Raw genomic sequence first — 21,297 nt, forward strand, 5'->3', positions numbered from 1 at the left:
TACAGGGGGCGCGTTCTTGCGACCCATGCCATCGCCTGCTAAACCTTACTGGAGTTGCATTCGCCATCATCGAAGGAATCGCTAGCATGGCAGTCGAGACTGATTTTTCGCAGGAAGGGAAAAAGCTGACAATCAAGATCAAGGGGCGCTTCGATTTCGGCAAGCATCAGGAATTTCGTGACGCCTACGAACGCCAGCCGTACCGGCCCGATTCGGTGATCGTTGACCTGAAAGACACCACCTACCTCGACAGTTCCGCGCTCGGCATGCTGCTGTTGCTCAGGGACCACGCGGGCGGCGATGAGTCGGACGTGCGCGTGGTGCATGCCAGCTCTGATGTGCGCAAGATCCTTGCGATCTCCAATTTCGAAAAACTCTTCGACATCAGTTGAGCGTCGACATGCCCGCCGAACAGGCGTTGACAGTGCTGGTCGCCGAAGACGGAGCCGCCGACCGACTGCTGTTGGCGCAGATTGTGCGGCGCCAGGGCCATCAGGTGGTCACCGCAGAAAATGGCGAGCAGGCGGTGGCGCTGTTCGTCGAGCGGCGCCCGCAGCTGGTGCTGCTGGATGCACTGATGCCGGTGATGGATGGCTTTGAGGCGGCGCGGCAGATCAAGGCCCTGGCCGGCGAGGCGCTGGTGCCGATCATTTTCCTGACGTCGCTGAATGAAGAAGAGGGCCTGGTGCGTTGCCTGGAGGCCGGGGGCGATGATTTCATGGCCAAGCCTTATAGTGCGGTGATCCTCGGCGCCAAGATTCGCGCCATGGACCGCCTGCGCCGGCTGCAGGCTACCGTGCTGGAGCAGCGCGACCAGATCTCCCGGCACCACCACCACCTGCTCAACGAGCAGCGGGTGGCCAAGGCGGTGTTCGACAAGGTGGCTCACTCCGGATGCCTGTCTGCCCCCAACATCCGCTACCTGCAATCGCCCTATGCGCTGTTCAATGGCGACCTGATGCTGGCCGCGTTCACGCCGGCCGGTGACATGCGCGTGCTGCTCGGCGATTTCACCGGCCACGGCCTGCCGGCGGCGGTGGGGGCCATGCCACTGGCAGAGGTGTTCTACGGCATGACTGCCAAGGGCTACGGCATGGCGCAGATCCTGCGCGAGATGAACGCCAAGCTCAAACGCATCCTGCCAGTGGACATGTTCTGCTGTGCGCTGCTGCTCGACCTCAGCTTGCAGCGTGGCGCAGTAGAGGTGTGGAATGGGGGCATGCCCGATGGTTATCACTTGTCGATTGATGGCCAGGTGCTATCATCGCTGAGGTCGCGGCACCTCCCACTGGGCATCCTGGCTGCGGAGCGTTTCGATGACAGCACCGAAGTGTTGCCATTGGCGCCGGGTGAGCGGCTGTTATTATTGTCGGACGGCGTGCTGGATACCGCCGATGACCAGGAGCGGTTATTCGGCGTGCGGCGCCTGCGTACGGTGCTGGCCGACAATCGCGACCCGGAGCGGCTGTTCGATGAGGTGATGCAGGCATTGAAGCGCTTTGGCGGGCGCCCGCGGGACGATATCAGCCTGTGCGACATTCGCATGTTCAGCGCTGAGGAGCGGGTGCCGGCGCCGATCATCTACTCTGATAGCGGCCGCTCCAGCCCGCTGGACTGGTCGCTGGGGTTCGAGGTGCGGGGCGAAAGCCTCAAGCGCTTCAATCCGGTGCCGTACCTGGTGCAGTTGTTGCAGGAAATTCACGGCCTGCGCGCACGCACCGGCAGCCTGCACGCAGTGCTCAGCGAACTGTATTCCAATGCGTTGGAGCATGGGGTGCTGGGCCTGGATTCGCGGCTCAAGCGCGATGGGCAGGGGTTTGCCGACTATTACCAGGAGCGCGCCCGGCGTCTGGGCGCGTTGACCGACGGGTTCGTGCGCATCGACTTTACGGTTGAACCGCACGCCGGTGGCGGGCGTCTGATAGTTGAGGTGCTCGACAGCGGCGCCGGGTTCGACGTGCAGCGTGTGCTGTCGCGGCCTTCGCTGGCGCACGGCCTGAGCGGGCGTGGCCTGAACCTGGTCCAGCGGCTGGCCAGCAACGCCCGCTGGAGTGAGGACGGGCGTCGCGCGCATGTGGAGTTCATATGGTGAGCCACAGGTTGGCTCGGGCATAATCTGGCTTGATCAAGGAGTGAGCAAGTGACTGACATGCATATTGACCACAAGGTCCTCAGTGACCTGCGTGAAGTCATGGAAGATGGCTTCCTGCAGTTGGTGAAGACCTTTCTCGACGATTCCGAGCGGCGCTTGAGCCAGTTGCACGCGGCCAAAAGCGCCGAAGAGCTCGGTGCTGCCGCCCACAGTTTCAAGGGCAGCAGCAGCAACATGGGCGCAGTGGCCCTGGCGCGCTTGTGTCAGCAACTGGAAGACCGCGCCCGGCAGCGCCCACTGTATGGTATCGAAGACCTGATCAACCGTATCGATCTGGAATATGGCGTGGTGCAGCGCTTCTACCGTGATGAGCAGCAGCGTATTTCTGCAGGCTGATGCGTGAGTTGGCGCGAGTCTTGCTTTTCTCTGGCTGGATGATTTTACTGTTCCTGGCGCGGAGACCGCTCAATGCCTGTCGCACCCAACCCTTTGTTGCAAGCCAACGCCATTAAAAGCACCTCGCGTTCGGCCACCGCGCAGGCGGATAAACCGCTGCAGGCGTTGGGTGACAAGGGTGACGGCTTTGGCCAGGTGATGGCCAGGCAGGGGCGTGACAAGGCCGCTGGGCAAAATGACAAGGTCGCCCCGGCCCAACCCAAGGACAAACCTGAGGCGGCAGCGGGGGGCAAGAAAGAGCCCGCCGAGAAAACTGCGGTTGCCGATGACGGCAACAAGTTGCCAGCTGATGACGCTGCCCAGGCCGATACCGCGCTGCGTGATGCCAGCCTGGTGGCCGGCCAGGTCACCGACGCCCAGCCTGGCGCCCAGCTGATCCAGGCGCAGGCCGAGGCTGTCGCGCCGGTGCTGCAGGCGGCCACGGCGCAGGCTGCGGCACTGCCCGAAGCGCCATCTGCCGAAGAAGCCTTCGACCCCGATGCCGACCCGTTGGCCAACCTGCCAACCTTGCGCCTGGCGCTGGAGCACAGCGCCCAGGCCAAAGGCGCTACCTCGGCGCATGCCCTGGACCCGTCCCGCGCCCAGGGCGAAGATGGGCAGGCAACCGTCAATACCTTGGCGAACCTGGTGGAGCATGCCGAGGGTGAAGCGGGTGAGTCGGGTGACAAGGCTTTTGGTGCCCTGCTTGAAGATGGCCTGAAAGACACCAAGAGCGCCGATAGCGACACCCGCATCGATGATTTTGCCAACCGCCTGGCCAGCCTGACCCAGGCTGCCACGGCCAAGACCGCCAACGCCGTACCGGCCAATGCCGGCCCGCTGCACCAGCCATTGCCGATGAACCAGGGCGCCTGGGCCGAGGGCTTGGTCAACCGGGTCATGTACTTGTCCAGCCAGAACCTCAAGTCGGCGGATATCCAGCTGGAGCCGGCCGAGCTGGGCCGTTTGGATATTCGCGTCAATGTTGCGACGGACCAATCGACCCAAGTCACCTTCATCAGCGGCCACGCCGGTGTGCGTGATGCACTCGACAGCCAGGTGCACCGCTTGCGCGAACTGTTCGCCCAGCAGGGGCTGGCGCAGCCAGATGTCAACGTGGCCGACCAGTCGCGCGGGCAGCAACAGCAGCAGGGGCAGGCGCAGGGCAGCAACCTGTCCGGGGTGGCGGCACGGCAGGCGGAGCAGGGTGGGGCCGAGCCAGTCGAAAGCGCCCGACCTGTGGAACAGCAAGTGGTTATCGGCGACAGTGCGGTTGATTACTACGCGTGATGCATGGCTGGGGGTTTTTGGCGCCTACTTAGATCGAGCGCCGCCCGCGCGGCGCATCGCGAGCTGCGCTCGCTCCTACGTTTGTTTCGGGCCAGTATTGCCTGGGCCGGGCGCGCGCGACCGCTTGGTTTTCAGGACGTGATAACGTGCCATGCGCCCAAGCGTACGCGCGCAAATGCCACAGGATTAATTGGCCCGCAACAAACGTAGGAGCGAGCGCAGCTCGCGATGCGCCGCGCGGGCGGCGCTCGATCTCACCGCCGTAAAATCCCTGAAGCCGAATTCTGGCATAACACTTGCTCAAGCCAAGCCATCCACCTTTGAACCCCCGATGGACGACGGATTATTGGCATGGCGAAGAGCGAAGCAGTCAAAGACCCCGCCACTAAAGGCAAACTCAAGCTGATCCTGCTGGCGGTCGTAGGCCTGTTGCTGGCGATCGGCCTTTCGGTGGGCGCTACCTGGTTCATCATGCACAAGAGCGAGTCGGCCCCGGCCGCCGAGCCTGCCGCCGGTAACGTCAAGCCTGCGGCGATCTACGAGGCGCTGACCCCGGCATTCGTGGTGAATTTCAACCAGAACGGCCGCCAGCGCTACATGCAACTGAGCATCACGATGCAGGCGCGTAACCAGGCTGACCTGGATGCCCTGAAGGTGCACATGCCGGTGATCCGCAACAACCTGGTGATGATGTTCTCCGGGCAGGGTTTCGACACCCTGGCCAGCAGCCCGGTCGGGCAGGAGATGTTGCGCCAGAAGGCTACCGCAGTGGTCCAGGAAGTGGCGCAGAAGGAAGTCGGCAAGCCGGTCATCGACCAGTTGCTGTTCACCAATTTCGTATTGCAGTAGGAGTCCGCAATGGCCGTACAGGACCTGCTGTCCCAGGATGAAATCGATGCCCTGTTGCACGGCGTCGACGACGGGCTGGTGCAGACCGAAAGCGCATCCGAGCCTGGCAGTATCAAAAGCTACGACCTGACCAGCCAGGACCGTATCGTACGGGGTCGCATGCCGACCCTTGAAATGATCAACGAGCGCTTCGCCCGTTACACCCGTATCAGCATGTTCAACCTGCTGCGCCGTTCTGCCGACGTGGCCGTGGGTGGCGTGCAGGTGATGAAGTTCGGCGAATACGTGCACTCGCTGTACGTGCCGACCAGCCTCAACCTGGTGAAGATCAAGCCGCTGCGCGGCACGTCGCTGTTCATCCTCGATGCCAAGCTGGTGTTCAAGCTGGTAGACAACTTCTTCGGTGGCGATGGCCGCCACGCCAAGATCGAAGGCCGCGAATTCACCCCTACCGAACTGCGCGTGGTGCGCATGGTGCTGGACCAGTGCTTCGTCGACCTCAAGGAAGCCTGGCAGGCGATCATGCCGGTCACCTTCGAGTACATGAACTCCGAAGTCAACCCGGCCATGGCCAACATTGTCGGGCCCAGCGAGGCTGTGGTGGTGTCCACCTTCCACATCGAGCTGGACGGCGGTGGTGGCGACCTGCACGTGACCATGCCGTACTCGATGATCGAGCCGGTGCGGGAAATGCTCGATGCCGGTTTCCAGTCCGACCTGGACGACCAGGACGAGCGCTGGGTCAAGGCCCTGCGCGAGGACGTGCTGGATGTGGCCGTGCCCCTGACCGCCACGGTCGCCCGCCGCCAGCTGAAACTGCGCGACATTCTGCACATGCAGCCTGGCGACGTGATCCCGGTGGAGCTGCCCGAGCACCTGGTTCTGCGTGCCAACGGCGTGCCGTCGTTCAAGGCGCGCCTGGGTTCGCACAAGGGCAACCTGGCCCTGCAGATCATCGACCCGATCGAACGCCGCTGACGGCGTGCCGGTCGCTCATAACGAATTGAATGCCTGTAGAGGAAACCATGGCTAACGAAAACGAGATCACCTCCGCAGAGGACCAGGCGCTGGCCGATGAGTGGGCTGCGGCCCTTGAAGAGACCGGCTCGGCGGGGCAGGCCGACATCGATGCGCTGCTGGGCGGTGACACCGGCAGCAGCGGCGGCCCCGGCCGCATGCCGATGGAAGAGTTCGCCAGCTCGCCGAAGCCGAACGAAAACGTCAGCCTCGAAGGCCCGAACCTGGATGTGATCCTGGACATTCCGGTGAACATTTCCATGGAAGTGGGCAGCACCGAGATCAACATCCGCAACCTGCTGCAGCTCAACCAGGGCTCGGTGATCGAGCTTGACCGCCTGGCCGGCGAGCCGCTGGACGTGCTGGTCAACGGCACACTGATTGCCCATGGCGAAGTGGTGGTGGTCAACGAGAAGTTCGGCATTCGCCTGACCGACGTGATCAGCCCCAGCGAACGTATCAAGAAGCTGCGCTGAGTGAAGGGCACGATGCGCGCCTTTGCGGCGTTCGCTGCGCTGCTGGCCAGCCAGGCCTGTCTGGCTGCAGCCACGCCGGCGGCAACCCCGGCGACGGCGCCTGGCAGCCTTGGCGGTCAGTTGGCGCAGATGGTCTTCGGTCTGCTGCTGGTGGTGGGCCTGATCTTCTTTCTGGCCTGGGTGCTGCGGCGCATGCAGAGCACGGCGGTGAAGGGCGGGCAGGTGATCGAGATCGTCGGCAGCCGGGCCATCGGCCCGCGTGACCGCCTGCTGCTGGTGCAGGTGGGCAAGGAGCAGATCCTGATTGGCCACACCCCCGGTAGCATCGAGGCGCTGCATGTGCTGGCCGAACCCGTGGAAGTGCCGGCTGGCGCACGTCAGGCAACGCCGGAATTTGCCCAGCGGTTGATGGAGCTGATGGGCAAGGACCCTAAGGACAAGAAGTGATGAGCGGCCCGCTGCGTATGTTGTTGACTTTGGCGCTGCTGCTGGCTGCGCCGCTGGCCCTGGCCGCCGACCCGTTGTCGATCCCGGCCATTACCCTGTCCAACGGGGCGGACGGGCAGCAGGAGTATTCGGTCAGCCTGCAGATTCTGCTGATCATGACGGCGCTCAGCTTCATCCCGGCGTTCGTCATCCTGATGACCAGTTTTACCCGCATCATCATCGTGTTCTCGATCCTGCGTCAGGCCCTGGGCCTGCAGCAGACGCCGTCCAACCAGATCCTGACCGGCATGGCGCTGTTTCTGACCATGTTCATCATGGCGCCGGTGTTCGACCGGGTGAACCAGGACGCCCTGCAGCCGTACCTCAAGGAGCAGATGACTGCCCAGCAGGCCATCGACAAGGCCCAGGTGCCGCTCAAGGACTTCATGCTGGCGCAAACCCGGCAAAGCGACCTGGACTTGTTCATGCGCCTGTCCAAGCGCACCGACATCGCCGGCCCCGATCAGGTCCCGCTGACGATTCTGGTGCCGGCATTCGTTACCTCCGAGCTGAAAACCGCGTTTCAGATCGGCTTCATGATCTTCATCCCGTTCCTGATCATCGACATGGTCGTGGCCAGTGTGCTGATGGCCATGGGTATGATGATGTTGTCGCCGCTGATCATCTCGCTGCCGTTCAAGATCATGTTGTTCGTGCTGGTGGATGGCTGGGCGCTGATCATGGGCACCCTGGCCAGCAGTTTCGGCGGCGTCTGACGCCGTCAAGGAGAGCCGCCGATGACACCCGAAGTAGCCGTCGACCTGTTCCGTGACGCCCTGTGGCTGACCACCCTGATGGTCGCTGTGCTGGTGGTGCCGAGCCTGCTGGTGGGCCTGGTGGTGGCGATGTTCCAGGCCGCCACGCAGATCAACGAACAGACCCTGAGCTTTTTGCCGCGCCTGCTGGTAATGCTGGTTACGCTGATCGTTGCCGGGCCATGGCTGGTACAGAAGTTCATGGAGTACATCACCACCCTCTACACCAACATCCCGCAGCTCATCGGTTGACGCTGACATGCTGGAGCTGACCGACGCGCAGATCGGCACCTGGGTCGCCACCTTCATCCTGCCGTTGTTCAGGGTGACTGCGGTGCTGATGACCATGCCGATCTTTGGCACTCGCATGCTGCCGGCGCGGGTGCGCCTGTACGTGGCGGTGGCCATTACCGTGGTGATCGTGCCGGCGCTGCCGCCGCTGCCCGAATTCGACCCGCTGAGCCTGCGAGGCCTGTTGCTGTGTGGCGAACAGATCATCGTCGGCACGCTGTTCGGCCTGGCCCTGCAGTTGCTGTTCCAGGCTTTCGTGATTGCCGGGCAGATCGTCGCGGTGCAGATGGGTATGGCCTTCGCCTCGATGGTCGACCCCGCCAACGGCGTGAACGTCACGGTGATCAGCCAGTTCATGACCATGCTGGTAAGCGTGCTGTTCCTGTTGATGAACGGCCACCTGGTGGTGTTCGAAGTACTGACCGAAAGCTTTACCACCTTGCCGGTGGGCAATGCGCTGGTGGTCAACCAGTTCTGGGAACTGGTCGGGCGAGTGGGTTGGATGTTTGCGGCCGGCCTGCTGCTGATCCTGCCGGTCGTCGCCGCCTTGCTGGTGGTGAACATCGCCTTTGGCGTGATGACCCGAGCCGCGCCACAGTTGAACATCTTCTCCATTGGCCTCCCGTTGACCCTGGTCCTGGGCATGCTCATTTTCTGGGTGGGTCTGGCCGATGTGCTGTCCCACTATCAGGCATTGGCCAGCGAAGCGCTGCAATGGCTGCGTGAACTGGCGAGGGCGCGCTGAGCATGGCAGAAAGCGAGAGCGGTCAGGACAAGACAGAAGACCCCACCGAGAAACGCAAGCGCGATGCCCGCGAGAAAGGCGAGATCGCGCGCTCCAAGGAGCTGAACACGGTGGCGGTGACCTTGGCTGGCGCTGGAGGCCTGCTGGCGTTCGGCGGTCACATGGCCGAGACGTTGCTGAGCATCATGCGCATGAACTTCAGCCTCACGCGCGACATCATTGTCGACGAGCGGGCAATGGGCGCCTTCCTGCTGGCCTCGGGCAAGATGGCGATATGGGCGGTGCAGCCGGTGCTTATCCTGCTGTTCGTGATTTCCTTCGTTGCGCCCATTGCCCTTAGCGGTTTCCTGTTCTCGGGCAGCTTGCTGCAGCCAAAATTCAGCCGCATGAACCCTCTGTCGGGGATCAAGCGGATGTTCTCGGTGAATGGCTTGACCGAGCTGCTCAAGGCGCTGGCCAAATTCTTCGTGATTCTGGCGGTGGCGGTGGTGGTGTTGGTCAGCGACCGCCAGGCATTGTTGTCGATCGCCAACGAACCGCTTGAGCAGGCGATCATTCACAGCCTGCAGGTGGTGGGCTGGAGTGCGTTGTGGATGTCGGCCGGGCTGCTGCTGATTGCGGCGGCGGACGTGCCCATCCAGCTGTACCAGACGCACAAGAAAATGAAGATGACCAAGCAGGAAGTGCGCGACGAGTACAAGGACAGCGAGGGCAAGCCCGAGGTCAAGCAACGTATTCGCCAACTGCAGCGCGAGATGTCGCAGCGGCGCATGATGGCGGCGGTGCCGCAGGCCGATGTGATCATCACCAACCCGACGCACTATGCGGTGGCCCTGCAGTACGACCCGGAGAAGGGCGGGGCAGCACCCTTGCTGCTGGCCAAGGGCACCGACTTCATGGCCCTGAAGATTCGTGAGATTGGTGTGGAGCACAAGATCCAGATCCTCGAATCGCCGGCGCTGGCGCGGGCGATCTACTACTCCACCGAGCCTGAGCAGGAAATCCCTGCCGGCTTGTACCTGGCCGTGGCGCAGGTACTGGCCTATGTGTTCCAGATCCGCCAGTACCGCGCTGGCAGGGGCAAGCGGCCAGAGCCGTTGAAAGAAGACCTGCCGATCCCGCCGGACCTGCGCCGCGACAGTTGACCTTGTGTCAGGGCTTCTGGCCCTTTCGCGGGCATGCCCGCGATGAGGCCAGCACAGGAAACATAAATCTCCCACCGAGCAAAGTTGGAAGGCTTCTTGCAAAGCCACGCCCAGGCGCCCCCTGGGCGTCAAAGTTTTGCATCAAGAGGACTCGCGGTGGATCGCACTCAGTTAATCAGCAACGCCCGCAACAACCTGGCCGGCCTCGGCCGGGGCAATCTGGGTGTGCCGTTGCTGCTGCTGGTGATGTTGGCAATGATGATGTTGCCGATACCGCCGTTCCTGCTCGACGTGTTCTTCACCTTCAACATCGCCCTGTCGATCGTGGTGCTGCTGGTCTGCGTGTACGCCCTGCGTCCACTGGACTTTGCCGCCTTCCCCACCATCCTGCTGGTGGCCACGCTGTTGCGCCTGGCCCTGAACGTGGCGTCCACCCGTGTGGTCATGCTGCACGGCCAGGAGGGCCACGGTGCTGCCGGTAAGGTAATCCAGGCCTTCGGTGAGGTGGTGATCGGCGGCAACTACGTGGTCGGTGCCGTGGTGTTTGCCATCCTCATGATCATCAACTTCGTGGTGGTGACCAAGGGTGCCGGGCGTATTTCGGAGGTGAGCGCGCGTTTCACCCTCGACGCCATGCCCGGCAAGCAGATGGCCATTGACGCCGACCTCAACGCCGGCCTGATCGACCAGGCCCAGGCCAAGCACCGCCGTGCCGAGGTGGCGCAGGAGGCGGAGTTCTACGGCTCGATGGACGGTGCCAGCAAGTTCGTGCGCGGTGACGCCATTGCCGGCCTGCTTATCCTGTTCATCAACCTGATTGGCGGCATGCTGATCGGCATGCTGCAGCACGGCATGAGTTTCGGTGATGCCGGCAAGGTGTACGCCTTGCTGACCATCGGTGACGGTTTGGTGGCGCAATTGCCATCCCTGCTGCTGTCCACTGCCGCCGCAATCATGGTTACCCGTGCCTCGGGCTCCGAAGACATGGGCAAGCTGATCAACCGGCAGATGTTCGATTCGCCCAAGGCGCTGGCGGTGTCCGGCGCGCTGATGATCGTCATGGGGCTGGTGCCTGGCATGCCCCACGTGGCCTTCCTCGGCCTTGGCCTGCTGGCCTGTGGCGGTGCCTACCTGGTGTGGAAGAAGCAGCACAAGGCCAAGCTGGACGCGCAGCAGGAGGCGCAGCGGCAGCAAGACCTGCTGCCCTCGCCGCAGCGCGCGCTTGATACCAAGGAACTGGGCTGGGACGACGTGACGCCCATCGACATGATCGGCCTGGAAGTCGGCTACCGGCTGATCCCGCTGGTCGACCGCAACCAGGGCGGCCAGTTGCTGGCGCGGATCAAGGGTGTGCGCAAGAAGCTGTCCCAGGACCTGGGTTTCCTCATGCCCACCGTGCATATTCGCGACAACCTCGACCTGCAGCCCAGCGCCTATCGCCTGACCCTGATGGGGGTAATCCTGGCCGAAGCGGAGATTTACCCGGACCGGGAGCTGGCGATCAACCCTGGGCAAGTGTTCGGCACCCTCAACGGCATTGCCGCACGCGACCCGGCGTTTGGCCTGGAGGCGGTGTGGATCGATGTCGGCCAGCGTTCACAGGCGCAGTCGCTGGGCTACACCGTGGTCGACGCAAGCACCGTGGTGGCCACCCACCTCAACCAGATCTTGCAGAAGCACTGTCACGAGCTGATCGGCCACGAAGAGGTTCAGCAACTGCTGCAGGTACTGTCCAAGGCATCGCCTAAACTTGCAGAAGAGCTGGTGCCCGGTGTCATTTCCTTGTCGGGCCTGCTCAAGGTGCTGCAAGCGCTGTTGTCGGAACAGGTGCCGGTGCGCGATATTCGCAGTATTGCCGAAGCCATCGCGAACAACGCCGGCAAGAGTCAAGATACCGCCGCGCTGGTGGCGGTGGTGCGCGTCGGATTGTGTCGCGCCATCGTGCAAAGCATTGTCGGCGTTGAGTCGGAGCTGCCAGTGATTACCCTGGAGCCAAGGTTGGAACAGATTTTGCTCAATAGTCTGCAAAGGGCCGGGCAGGGTCAGGAAGATGGTGTTCTTCTGGAGCCGAGCATGGCCGAGAAGCTGCAACGTTCGCTGATCGAAGCGGCCCAGCGTCAGGAAATGCAGGGCCAGCCGGCCATCCTGCTGGTCGCCGGCCCGATCCGCGCCATGCTGTCGCGTTTCGGTCGCCTGGCTGTACCGAATTTGCATGTGCTGGCGTATCAGGAAATACCGGACAACAAGCAAGTCACCATCGTTGCCACCGTGGGCCCTAACGGCTGAGGTAGTGGATAATGCAAGTTAAGCGATTTTTCGCCGCCGATATGCGTCAGGCCATGAAACTGGTCCGTGACGAGCTGGGCGCCGATGCCGCGATCATTGGCAACCGCCGCATTGCCGGTGGTGTCGAACTGACGGCCGCGCTGGACTACAAGCTGTCCGCCCTGGCCCCGCGCGTGCCTAACGCCGAGCTGGAACAAGAGCTGCGCAAGACCCACACGCGCATCGCTACCGCCCAGGCCGAGCTGGACCACCGCCAGGACAGCAGCGACAACAACCGCCAATTGTTTGCCGGGCAGTCGCTGACGGCCGCCGAGCCGTTGATCGAGCCGCACGTCGATGCCCCTGAGCCCGCCGCTGCCCCGGCTGCCGCGCCGGTCGACCCGCGCCTGTTCGATGCGATGCGCTCCGAGCTGTCGGGCCTGCGCGAGTTGCTGGAAGTGCAGCTCGGTTCGCTGGCCTGGAACCAGCTGCAAGGCAGCAAGCCACAGCAGGCCAATCTCTGGCGCCGTCTGCAGCGTATCGGCCTGTCCGGGCCGATCGCCCGTGAGCTGCTGGACCTCACCACCGAGATCGAAGAGCCTCGCCAGGCTTGGCGCATGCTGCTGGCGCACCTGGCGCGGATGATCGAAATGCCGGAAATCGAGCCGATCGAAGAGGGCGGGGTGATTGCCATGGTCGGCCCTGCCGGCATGGGCAAGACCACTACCCTGGCCAAGCTGGCTGCCCGCTACGTGCTCAAGTACGGCGCGCAGAACCTGGCGCTGGTGAGCATGGACAGCTTTCGTATCGGCGCGCAGGAGCAGCTCAAGACCCTGGGCCGCATCCTCAACGTGCCAGTGACCTACGTCGACCCGGGCCAGTCCCTGGCCGCGGCGCTGGAACCGCTGTTGCGCAAGCGCGTTGTGCTGATTGATACCGCCGGCCTGCAGGCCAGCGACCCGGCACTGCGCATGCAGCTGGAAACCTTGGCCGGGCGTGGCATTGCCGCGAAGAATTACCTGGTGCTGGCCACCACCAGCCAGAAACAGGTGCTGACCGCCGCCTACCACAGCTACAAACGTTGTGGTCTGGCCGGTTGCATCCTGACCAAGCTGGATGAAACGGCAAGCCTTGGCGATGTGCTGAGCCTTGCCATCAGTCATGAACTGCCCGTGGCCTACCTGACCGATGGCCCGCGCATTCCTGACGACCTGCACCTGCCGCGCGGCCACCAGCTGGTCTCCCGTGCGGTCAATGTGCAGCAGCAGGACGAGCCCAGCGAAGAGGCCATGGCCGACATGTTCGCTGATCTCTATCACAACCCCCGGCGAGCGGGTTGACCATGAAGCGTGTGCAAAGTAGCTATGCCAAGGGGTACGCAGAATTGCCCCACGTGTGGCCTGAGTCCCAGCGAGACAAGGTAAAGAACAGACATGGGTAGCATGCATCCCGTACAGGTGATCGCCGTGACCGGTGGCAAAGGTGGCGTCGGCAAGACTAACGTTTCAGTGAACTTGTCCCTGGCGCTGGCCGAGCTTGGCCGCAGGGTCATGCTGCTGGACGCCGACCTGGGCCTGGCCAACGTCGACGTGTTGCTGGGCCTTACCCCCAAACGTACCCTGGCCGATGTCATCGAAGGGCGCTGTGAGCTGCGTGACGTGATGTTGCAGGGCCCTGGCGGCGTGCGCATCGTCCCCGCAGCCTCGGGCACCCAGAGCATGGTGCACCTGGCCCCGGCCCAGCATGCCGGTCTTATCCAGGCGTTCAGTGAAGTCGGCGACAACCTCGACGTGCTGGTGATCGACACTGCAGCGGGGATTGGTGAGTCGGTGGTCAGCTTCGTTCGCGCCGCCCAGGAAGTGCTGCTGGTAGTGTGTGACGAGCCCACCTCGATCACCGATGCCTACGCCCTGATCAAACTGCTCAACCGCGACTACGGGATGAATCGTTTCCGTGTGCTGGCCAACATGGCGCAGAGCCCGCAGGAAGGGCGCAACCTGTTCGCCAAGCTGACCAAGGTCACCGACCGCTTCCTCGATGTGGCCCTGCAGTACGTGGGTGCCGTGCCGTACGACGAGTGCGTGCGCAAGGCGGTGCAGAAGCAGCGCGCCGTCTACGAAGCGTTCCCACGCTCCAAGTGCGCGCTGGCCTTCAAGGCGATTGCCCAGAAGGTTGACAGTTGGCCGCTGCCGGCCAATCCGCGCGGTCACCTGGAGTTCTTTGTCGAGCGTCTGGTGCAGCCCACCAGCGCGGGACCCGTGCTATGAATGCCAGCGGCTTCAAGATGTACAGCCGGGCAGCGAAAGACGGCCAGTACGAGCTGATCGAACGCTACGCCCCGCTGGTGAAGCGCATTGCCTACCACCTGTTGGCGCGGTTGCCGGCCAACGTGCAGGTCGAGGACCTGATCCAGGCCGGCATGATCGGCCTGCTTGAAGTGGCCAACAAGTATGACGCCAGCAAAGGCGCCAGCTTTGAAACCTATGCCGGCATCCGCATCCGCGGGGCCATGCTGGACGAGGTGCGCAAGGGCGACTGGGCACCGCGTTCAGTGCACCGCAATACCCGCATGGTCAGTGACGCGATGCGTGCCGTTGAAGCCAGAACCGGTCGAGACGCTAAAGATCATGAAGTTGCTGCCGAACTCCAGTTGAGTCTCGATGATTACTACGGGATCTTGAACGATACCTTGGGCAGCCGCCTGTTCAGCTTTGACGACCTGTTGCAGGACGGCGAGCACGAAGGGCTGCATGAGGATGGCGCCAGTGGCCACGTCGAACCTGCACGTGGCCTTGAGGACGAACGCTTCCAGGCTGCCCTGACCGAGGCCATTGCCAACCTGCCGGAGCGTGAGCGCCTGGTATTGGCGCTGTACTACGACGAAGAGCTGAACCTCAAGGAAATCGGCGAGGTGCTTGGGGTCAGCGAATCGCGGGTCAGCCAGTTGCACAGCCAATGTGCCGCGCGCCTGCGTAGCCGCCTGGGGGAATGGCGGGCACGTTGAGCCCGGGGTCGTTGCAGTCGTTTTCCACGTGCGTTTTCCACGTTGTACCGAATTGAATGAGTGCGTGCCCGGTCGGCCGGGCGCGTTTGAGACTGCTTGGAGGTCTAATTGGACAAGAACATGAAAATCCTCATCGTTGACGACTTTTCGACGATGCGGCGGATCATCAAGAACCTGTTGCGTGACCTGGGCTTCACCAACACCGAAGAAGCCGACGATGGCACCACGGCGCTGCCGATGCTGGAAAACGGCCACTACGACTTCCTGGTGACCGACTGGAACATGCCCGGCATGTCCGGTATCGACCTGCTGCGTAAAGTGCGTGCCAGTGAAAAGCTGAAAACCATGCCGGTACTGATGGTGACTGCCGAGGCCAAGCGCGACCAGATCATCGAAGCGGCCCAGGCCGGCGTCAATGGCTATGTGGTCAAGCCGTTCACCGCCCAGGTGCTCAAAGAAAAGATCGAGAAGATCTTCGAACGCGTCAACGGCTGAGTCACGTCAGGGGGCGCGCCATGGATTCATCACAAACGTCTTTGGGGGAGTTCGAATCGACCCTGAAGAAACATGCCCAGGAGTTGGTCGAAAGCCTGGAGCGGGGCCGTTTCGGCGAGGCGGTACAGCTGATTCATGAGCTGAACCAGACTCGCGACCGTGGCCTGTACCAGGAGGTCGGCAAGCTGACCCGCGAGTTGCACAGCGCTATCGTCAGCTTCCAGATCGACCCGACCATGCCACAGGCCGAGGAGGTGTCGCAGATAACCGACGCTACCGAGCGCCTGTCGTACGTGGTCAAGCTGACCGAGGGTGCGGCCAACCGCACCATGGACCTGGTCGAGGAAAGCACCCCGGTGCTCAACGACCTGGCCAGCGAAGCGAAGGCCCTGAGTACCGACTGGCAGCGCTTCATGCGCCGCGAAGTGGCAGCGCCGGAGTTCCGTGACCTGGTCAAACGCGTCGACAGTTTCCTCACGCACAGCGCTGAAGGTAACCGCAAGGTTGCCGGCCACCTCAACGACATTCTGCTGGCTCAGGACTATCAGGACCTGACCGGGCAGGTGATCAAACGCGTCACCACGCTGGTGACCGAGGTGGAAAGCAACCTGCTCAAACTGGTGCTGATGGCCAGCCAGGTCGACCGCTTTGCCGGTATCCAGCATGACCACGATCAACTGCGCGCAGAAAAAGATCTAGAAAAACATCCGACTCGGGGTGAAGGTCCGCAGATTCATGCCGATAAGCGTGAAGACGTTGTGTCCGGTCAGGACGATGTCGATGATTTGCTGTCCAGCCTGGGTTTTTAAGGAGCACGTTTGATGAGCTTCGGCGCCGATGAAGAAATCCTCCAGGATTTCCTGGTAGAAGCCGGCGAAATTCTTGAGCAACTGTCCGAGCAACTGGTCGAGCTGGAAAGCCGACCCGACGATGCCGACTTGCTCAATGCGATCTTTCGCGGTTTCCACACTGTAAAAGGGGGCGCCGGCTTCCTTCAGCTGAACGAGCTGGTGGAGTGCTGCCATATCGCCGAGAACGTGTTCGACATCCTGCGCAAAGGTGAGCGCCGGGTCGATGCGGAACTGATGGATGTGGTGCTTGAGGCACTCGACACGGTCAACAGCATGTTCGGGCAGGTGCGCGAGCGTGCCGAGGTTACCCCGGCCACGCCCGAGCTGCTGGCGGCCCTGTCGCGGCTGGCCGAACCCGGTGGCGCCGAGGTTGCCCAAGCGCCTGTTGCAGCGGCACCGTCAGCCGAGGCGCCGGTTGCGGCCACGGCCCCTGCCGATGAACAGGACATCACCGACAGCGAGTTTGAGCAGTTGCTCGACTCGCTCGATGCGGTCAAGGCGCAAGCCGCGGTCGACGAGCAGATGCAAGGCGAGGCTGGCAGTGGCGAAGGTGACGAAATCACTGACGCCGAATTCGAGTCGCTGCTCGACCAGTTGCACGGCAAAGGCCAGTTCAGTGTCGAAGTCGCGGTACAGCCGGTCGCCGTGCCTGCAGACGCGGCAAGCGACGAAATTACCGACGAAGAATTCGAATCGTTACTCGACCAGTTGCATGGCAAGGGCACATTCCAGGCCGATGCCTTGCCTGCCGCCAGCGCGCCGGCGCCGGTCGCGGTTGACAACAGCGCCGCCAGCGACGAAATCAGCGAGCACGAGTTCGAGGCCCTGCTGGACCAGTTGCACGGCAAGGGCAAGTTTGGTGGTGACGTTGCTGCGGTCGAGGCCCCGGCTGTTGCCAAGGTGCAAGCGCCTGCTCAAGCCAAGGCCGACAGCCAGCCGGTCGCCAAGCCAGCCCCTGCTGCCCCCGCACCCGCGGCCACCAGCAAGCCTGCGCCGGCCCCTCGTGCATCGGCTCCGGCAGCAGAGAAGCATGCCGTCAGCGAAGCGGAAACCACTGTCCGCGTTGACACCGCGCGCCTGGACGAAATCATGAACATGGTCGGCGAACTGGTGCTGGTGCGTAACCGCCTGGTACGCCTGGGCCTGAACAGCGGCGACGAGGCCATGTCCAAGGCCGTGTCCAACCTCGACGTGGTCACTGCCGACCTGCAGACGGCGGTGATGAAAACCCGCATGCAGCCGATCAAGAAAGTGTTCGGCCGCTTCCCGCGTCTGGTGCGCGACCTTGCCCGCCAGTTGAAGAAAGAGATCAACCTGGAGCTGGTCGGCGAAGAGACTGACCTGGACAAGAACCTGGTCGAGGCCCTGGCCGACCCGTTGGTGCACCTGGTGCGTAACGCCGTCGACCATGGTGTCGAGATGCCCGATGAGCGTGAAGCCTCTGGCAAGGCCCGCACCGGCCGTGTGGTGCTGTCGGCCGAACAGGAAGGTGATCACATCCTGCTGTCGATCTCTGACGACGGCAAGGGCATGGACCCGAACATCCTGCGTGCCAAGGCCGTGGAAAAAGGCCTGATGGACAAGGATGCCGCTGAGCGCCTGAGTGAATCGGACTGCTACAACCTGATCTTCGCCCCGGGCTTCTCGACCAAGACCGAGATTTCCGACGTGTCTGGCCGTGGCGTGGGCATGGACGTGGTGAAAACCAAGATTTCCCAGCTCAACGGATCGATCAATATCTACTCGGCCAAGGGCCAGGGCTCGAAGATCGTCATCAAGGTGCCGCTGACCTTGGCGATCATGCCCACCCTGATGGTGATGCTGGGCAACCAGGCGTTTGCCTTCCCGCTGGTCAACGTCAACGAAATCTTCCACCTCGACCTGTCGCGCACCAACGTGGTCGACGGCCAGGAAGTGGTGATCGTGCGCGACAAGGCGCTGCCGCTGTTCTACCTCAAGCGCTGGCTGGTACAGGGCCAGGTGCACGAAGAGCAGCACGAGGGCCACGTAGTGATCCTGTCGGTTGGCACGCAGCGCATCGGCTTTGTCGTCGATCAACTGGTGGGCCAGGAAGAAGTGGTAATCAAGCCGCTGGGCAAGATGTTGCAGGGCACCCCGGGCATGTCCGGGGCCACCATCACCGGTGACGGTCGTATCGCGTTGATTCTCGATGTCCCGAGCATGCTCAAGCGTTACGCCGCACGGCGTATTTGATTTCGGTGGCGCACCCTGGCGGGTTGCGCCGCCTAATGGAGTGTTTATGGCAGTCAAGGTCCTGGTGGTGGATGATTCCGGTTTCTTCCGCCGCCGCGTCTCGGAAATCCTCTCGGCGGATCCGACGATCCAGGTAGTGGGTACCGCGACCAATGGCAAGGAAGCAATCGACCAGGCGCTGGCGCTCAAGCCCGATGTCATCACCATGGACTACGAGATGCCCATGATGGACGGCATCACCGCGGTGCGGCATATCATGCAGCGCTGCCCGACGCCGGTGTTGATGTTTTCCTCGCTGACCCACGAAGGCGCTCGCGTCACCCTCGACGCGCTGGATGCTGGCGCGGTGGATTACCTGCCGAAAAACTTCGAGGACATTTCGCGCAACCCCGACAAGGTCAGGCAAATGCTGTGCGAGAAGGTGCATACCCTTTCGCGCAGCAACCGCCGCCTGGGCAGCTATGCCAGGACGGCACCGGCCGCCGCGCCGGTGCCGGCCAGCAGCCCTGCGCCCGCCAGCAGTTTCGCCAACCCCGCGCCAGCCCGTCCTGCGGCGCCGGCCCGTGCAGCTGCCCCGGCGGCGTCGCACTCGCCAGCCCCCAAGCGCAAACCCTACAAGCTGGTGGCCATTGGCACCTCCACGGGCGGCCCCGTGGCCCTGCAGCGGGTATTGACCCAGCTGCCTGCCAACTTCCCGGCGCCGATCGTGTTGATCCAGCACATGCCGGCGGCGTTCACCAAGGCCTTTGCCGAACGCCTGGACAAGCTGTGTCGCATCAACGTGAAGGAAGCCGAGGACGGCGACGTGCTGCGCCCAGGCCTGGCCCTGCTGGCCCCCGGCGGCAAGCAGATGATGATCGACGGCCGTGGCACCGTGAAGATCCTGCCCGGTGACGAGCGCCTGAACTACAAGCCGTGCGTGGACATCACCTTTGGTTCGGCAGCAAAGTCTTACGGCGACAAGGTGCTGTCGGTGGTGCTCACCGGCATGGGCGCCGATGGCCGTGAAGGTGCACGCCTGCTCAAGCAGGGCGGCAGTACCGTGTGGGCCCAGGATGAAGCCAGCTGCGTGATCTATGGCATGCCCATGGCCATCGTCAAGGCCAACCTGGCCGATGCGGTCTACAGCCTGGACGAAATCGGCAAGCACTTGGTGGAGGCCTGCGTCTGATGGACGTCCTCAGCCTGATCGGCCTGATTCTCGCCTTTGTCGCCATCGTCGGTGGCAACTTTCTGGAAGGTGGCCATGTCGGCGCGCTGGTCAATGGCCCGGCGGCGCTGATCGTGCTGGGTGGCACCCTGGCGGCAGCCTTGTTGCAGTCGCCGCTGTCTTCCTTCAAGCGCGCCTTGCAGATCTTGCGCTGGATACTGTTCCCGCCGCGGGTAGACTTGGCGGGTGGTATCGACCGTGTGGTGAACTGGACCCTGACCGCGCGCAAGGAAGGCCTGCTGGGCCTTGAGGGCGTGGCCGATGCAGAGCCCGACCCGTATGCGCGCAAAGGCCTGCAATTGCTGGTGGACGGCGCTGAGCCAGAAGCCATCCGCAGCATCCTTGAAGTCGACTTTCTGACCCAGGAGAGCCGTGACATCCAGGCTGCCAAGGTATTCGAGAGCATGGGCGGCTACGCGCCGACCATCGGCATCATCGGTGCGGTGATGGGCCTGATCCACGTGATGGGCAACCTCGCTGACCCTTCGCAGCTGGGCAACGGCATTGCCGTGGCCTTTGTCGCCACCATCTACGGCGTGGCCAGCGCCAACCTGATCCTGCTGCCGATCGCCAACAAGCTCAAGGCCAACGTCATGCGCCAGTCGCGCTACCGCGAGATGCTGCTCGAAGGCCTGTTGTCGATTGCCGAGGGTGAAAACCCGCGCTCGATCGAGTTGAAGCTGCAAGGCTTCATGGAGTAACCCATGCGTCGCCGTCGTCATACCGAGGAACACGAAAACCACGAACGCTGGCTGGTGTCGTACGCTGACTTCATCACCTTGCTGTTCGCCTTTTTCGTGGTGATGTACTCGATTTCCTCGATCAACGAGGGCAAGTACAAGGTCATTTCCCAGGCCTTGCTCGGGGTGTTCAACGACCCTGAGCGCAGCATGAAACCGATCCCTATTGGCGATGAGCAGCCGTTGAGCGTGCGCCCGGCAGAGCCGCTGGTCAAAGACAGCGAGCAGACCGAAGCGGGCTTGGCGGCGACCCAGGTCGACCCGTTGAAAACCATCAGCGATGACGTGCGCGATGCCTTTGGCGACCTGATCAACAGCAACCAGATGACCGTGCGCGGCAACGAGCTGTGGATCGAGATCGAGCTGAATTCATCGCTGTTGTTCGGCAGTGGCGATGCCATGCCCAGCGACAAGGCGTTTGCCATCATCGAGAAGGTGGCAAACATCCTCAAGCCATTCGCCAACCCGGTGCATGTCGAAGGCTTCACCGACAACCTGCCGATCCGCACGGCACAGTACCCGACCAACTGGGAGCTGTCGTCGGCACGGGCGGCGAGCATCGTGCGCCTGCTGGCCATGGAAGGGGTCAACCCGGCACGCATGGCATCGGTGGGTTATGGCGAGTACCAGCCGGTGGCGGGCAATGACACCGCCGACGGTCGCGCGCGTAATCGCCGGGTGGTGCTGGTGATTTCCCGTAACCTCGAAGTGCGCCGCAGCCTGACGGGCTCGGGCAGTGCCAATGCAACGCCGGATGCCGCATTGCGCCGGGCTGGCACACAAAGTGCACCGGCAACGTCAGCAACGGTGGCGGGGCAGTGATCCGTCAATTCCCCGTCGCGCCATTGTATTGAAAGTGACTCCGTCCCCTGTGGGAGCGGGCATGCCCGCGAAGCAGGCGACGCGGTGAACGGCACCGGCTGCGCCGGTGTTCGCG

22 protein-coding genes are annotated in these 21,297 nt (G+C 62.9%); all 22 read left to right on the forward strand.

Going from position 1 to position 21,297, the window contains the following annotated elements; translation table 11 throughout:
• Window positions 1–86 precede the first annotated feature (86 nt).
• The 22 genes from ACK1VC_RS10380 (at window position 87) to motD (ending at window position 21,182) form a co-directional block, all read left to right on the forward strand.
• Window positions 87–392, forward strand: a complete 306-nt coding sequence (locus ACK1VC_RS10380) for an STAS domain-containing protein (protein WP_016488428.1) — start codon at window positions 87–89, stop codon at window positions 390–392.
• Window positions 393–400: 8 nt separating this feature from the next.
• Window positions 401–2,092 (forward strand): fused response regulator/phosphatase, encoded by a 1,692-nt coding sequence (locus tag ACK1VC_RS10385; RefSeq protein WP_070086896.1) that lies wholly within the window; start codon window positions 401–403, stop codon window positions 2,090–2,092.
• 48 nt (window positions 2,093–2,140) lie between these two features.
• Window positions 2,141–2,488, forward strand: a complete 348-nt coding sequence (locus ACK1VC_RS10390; RefSeq protein ID WP_016488426.1) for an Hpt domain-containing protein — start codon at window positions 2,141–2,143, stop codon at window positions 2,486–2,488.
• 72 nt (window positions 2,489–2,560) lie between these two features.
• Window positions 2,561–3,817 (forward strand): flagellar hook-length control protein FliK, encoded by a 1,257-nt coding sequence (locus ACK1VC_RS10395; RefSeq protein WP_096426592.1) that lies wholly within the window; start codon window positions 2,561–2,563, stop codon window positions 3,815–3,817.
• A gap of 351 nt (window positions 3,818–4,168) precedes the next feature.
• Window positions 4,169–4,666: a flagellar basal body-associated protein FliL gene (gene fliL, locus ACK1VC_RS10400; protein ID WP_016488424.1), complete on the forward strand. Its 498-nt coding sequence runs from the start codon at window positions 4,169–4,171 to the stop codon at window positions 4,664–4,666.
• Between the two features lie 9 nt (window positions 4,667–4,675).
• A complete protein-coding gene (gene fliM, locus ACK1VC_RS10405; protein WP_013973595.1) occupies window positions 4,676–5,644 on the forward strand; it encodes a flagellar motor switch protein FliM in 969 nt (322 codons plus the stop codon).
• 47 nt (window positions 5,645–5,691) lie between these two features.
• Complete coding sequence (gene fliN / locus ACK1VC_RS10410; RefSeq protein WP_023048288.1) at window positions 5,692–6,159, forward strand: flagellar motor switch protein FliN; 468 nt, start codon at window positions 5,692–5,694, stop codon at window positions 6,157–6,159.
• 12 nt (window positions 6,160–6,171) lie between these two features.
• Window positions 6,172–6,606 (forward strand): flagellar biosynthetic protein FliO, encoded by a 435-nt coding sequence (fliO, locus tag ACK1VC_RS10415; RefSeq protein ID WP_033734953.1) that lies wholly within the window; start codon window positions 6,172–6,174, stop codon window positions 6,604–6,606.
• Complete coding sequence (gene fliP / locus ACK1VC_RS10420) at window positions 6,606–7,361, forward strand: flagellar type III secretion system pore protein FliP (RefSeq protein WP_016488421.1); 756 nt, start codon at window positions 6,606–6,608, stop codon at window positions 7,359–7,361. Before fliO ends, fliP begins: the two co-directional genes overlap by 1 nt.
• A gap of 21 nt (window positions 7,362–7,382) precedes the next feature.
• Window positions 7,383–7,652, forward strand: coding sequence for a flagellar biosynthesis protein FliQ (gene fliQ / locus ACK1VC_RS10425; protein ID WP_016488420.1), 270 nt, complete (start codon window positions 7,383–7,385; stop codon window positions 7,650–7,652).
• A 7-nt stretch (window positions 7,653–7,659) separates the two neighbouring features.
• On the forward strand, window positions 7,660–8,436 hold the full coding sequence (gene fliR, locus ACK1VC_RS10430; protein ID WP_016488419.1) for a flagellar biosynthetic protein FliR: 777 nt from the start codon (window positions 7,660–7,662) through the stop codon (window positions 8,434–8,436).
• A 2-nt stretch (window positions 8,437–8,438) separates the two neighbouring features.
• Window positions 8,439–9,581 (forward strand): flagellar biosynthesis protein FlhB, encoded by a 1,143-nt coding sequence (gene flhB / locus ACK1VC_RS10435; protein ID WP_016488418.1) that lies wholly within the window; start codon window positions 8,439–8,441, stop codon window positions 9,579–9,581.
• Window positions 9,582–9,737: 156 nt separating this feature from the next.
• Entirely contained in the window at window positions 9,738–11,867 is a 2,130-nt protein-coding gene (flhA, locus tag ACK1VC_RS10440) for a flagellar biosynthesis protein FlhA (protein ID WP_016488417.1), read from the forward strand.
• Between the two features lie 11 nt (window positions 11,868–11,878).
• Window positions 11,879–13,186 carry a flagellar biosynthesis protein FlhF gene (flhF, locus tag ACK1VC_RS10445; protein WP_016488416.1) on the forward strand — a complete coding sequence of 436 codons (1,308 nt, stop codon included), beginning with the start codon at window positions 11,879–11,881 and terminating at the stop codon, window positions 13,184–13,186.
• Between the two features lie 93 nt (window positions 13,187–13,279).
• A complete protein-coding gene (gene fleN / locus ACK1VC_RS10450) occupies window positions 13,280–14,113 on the forward strand; it encodes a flagellar synthesis regulator FleN (RefSeq protein ID WP_016488415.1) in 834 nt (277 codons plus the stop codon).
• Window positions 14,110–14,850 (forward strand): RNA polymerase sigma factor FliA, encoded by a 741-nt coding sequence (gene fliA, locus ACK1VC_RS10455; protein ID WP_016488414.1) that lies wholly within the window; start codon window positions 14,110–14,112, stop codon window positions 14,848–14,850. Before fleN ends, fliA begins: the two co-directional genes overlap by 4 nt.
• A 120-nt stretch (window positions 14,851–14,970) precedes the next feature.
• Window positions 14,971–15,345: a chemotaxis response regulator CheY gene (locus tag ACK1VC_RS10460; RefSeq protein ID WP_161775562.1), complete on the forward strand. Its 375-nt coding sequence runs from the start codon at window positions 14,971–14,973 to the stop codon at window positions 15,343–15,345.
• A gap of 20 nt (window positions 15,346–15,365) precedes the next feature.
• The gene (locus ACK1VC_RS10465; RefSeq protein ID WP_016488412.1) at window positions 15,366–16,154 is read left to right on the forward strand and encodes a protein phosphatase CheZ; all 789 of its coding nucleotides are present in this window, start codon (window positions 15,366–15,368) and stop codon (window positions 16,152–16,154) included.
• A 12-nt stretch (window positions 16,155–16,166) separates the two neighbouring features.
• Entirely contained in the window at window positions 16,167–18,410 is a 2,244-nt protein-coding gene (locus tag ACK1VC_RS10470; RefSeq protein ID WP_191086850.1) for a chemotaxis protein CheA, read from the forward strand.
• A 46-nt stretch (window positions 18,411–18,456) separates the two neighbouring features.
• Window positions 18,457–19,581, forward strand: coding sequence for a protein-glutamate methylesterase/protein-glutamine glutaminase (locus ACK1VC_RS10475; protein ID WP_060519418.1), 1,125 nt, complete (start codon window positions 18,457–18,459; stop codon window positions 19,579–19,581).
• Window positions 19,581–20,321, forward strand: a complete 741-nt coding sequence (locus ACK1VC_RS10480; protein WP_449117950.1) for a flagellar motor protein — start codon at window positions 19,581–19,583, stop codon at window positions 20,319–20,321. The genes ACK1VC_RS10475 and ACK1VC_RS10480 overlap by 1 nt, the downstream gene beginning before the upstream one ends.
• A gap of 3 nt (window positions 20,322–20,324) precedes the next feature.
• Window positions 20,325–21,182: a flagellar motor protein MotD gene (gene motD, locus ACK1VC_RS10485; protein ID WP_016488408.1), complete on the forward strand. Its 858-nt coding sequence runs from the start codon at window positions 20,325–20,327 to the stop codon at window positions 21,180–21,182.
• Window positions 21,183–21,297 lie beyond the last annotated feature (115 nt).

It is taken from the genome of Pseudomonas sp. XP2 (assembly GCF_053557975.1).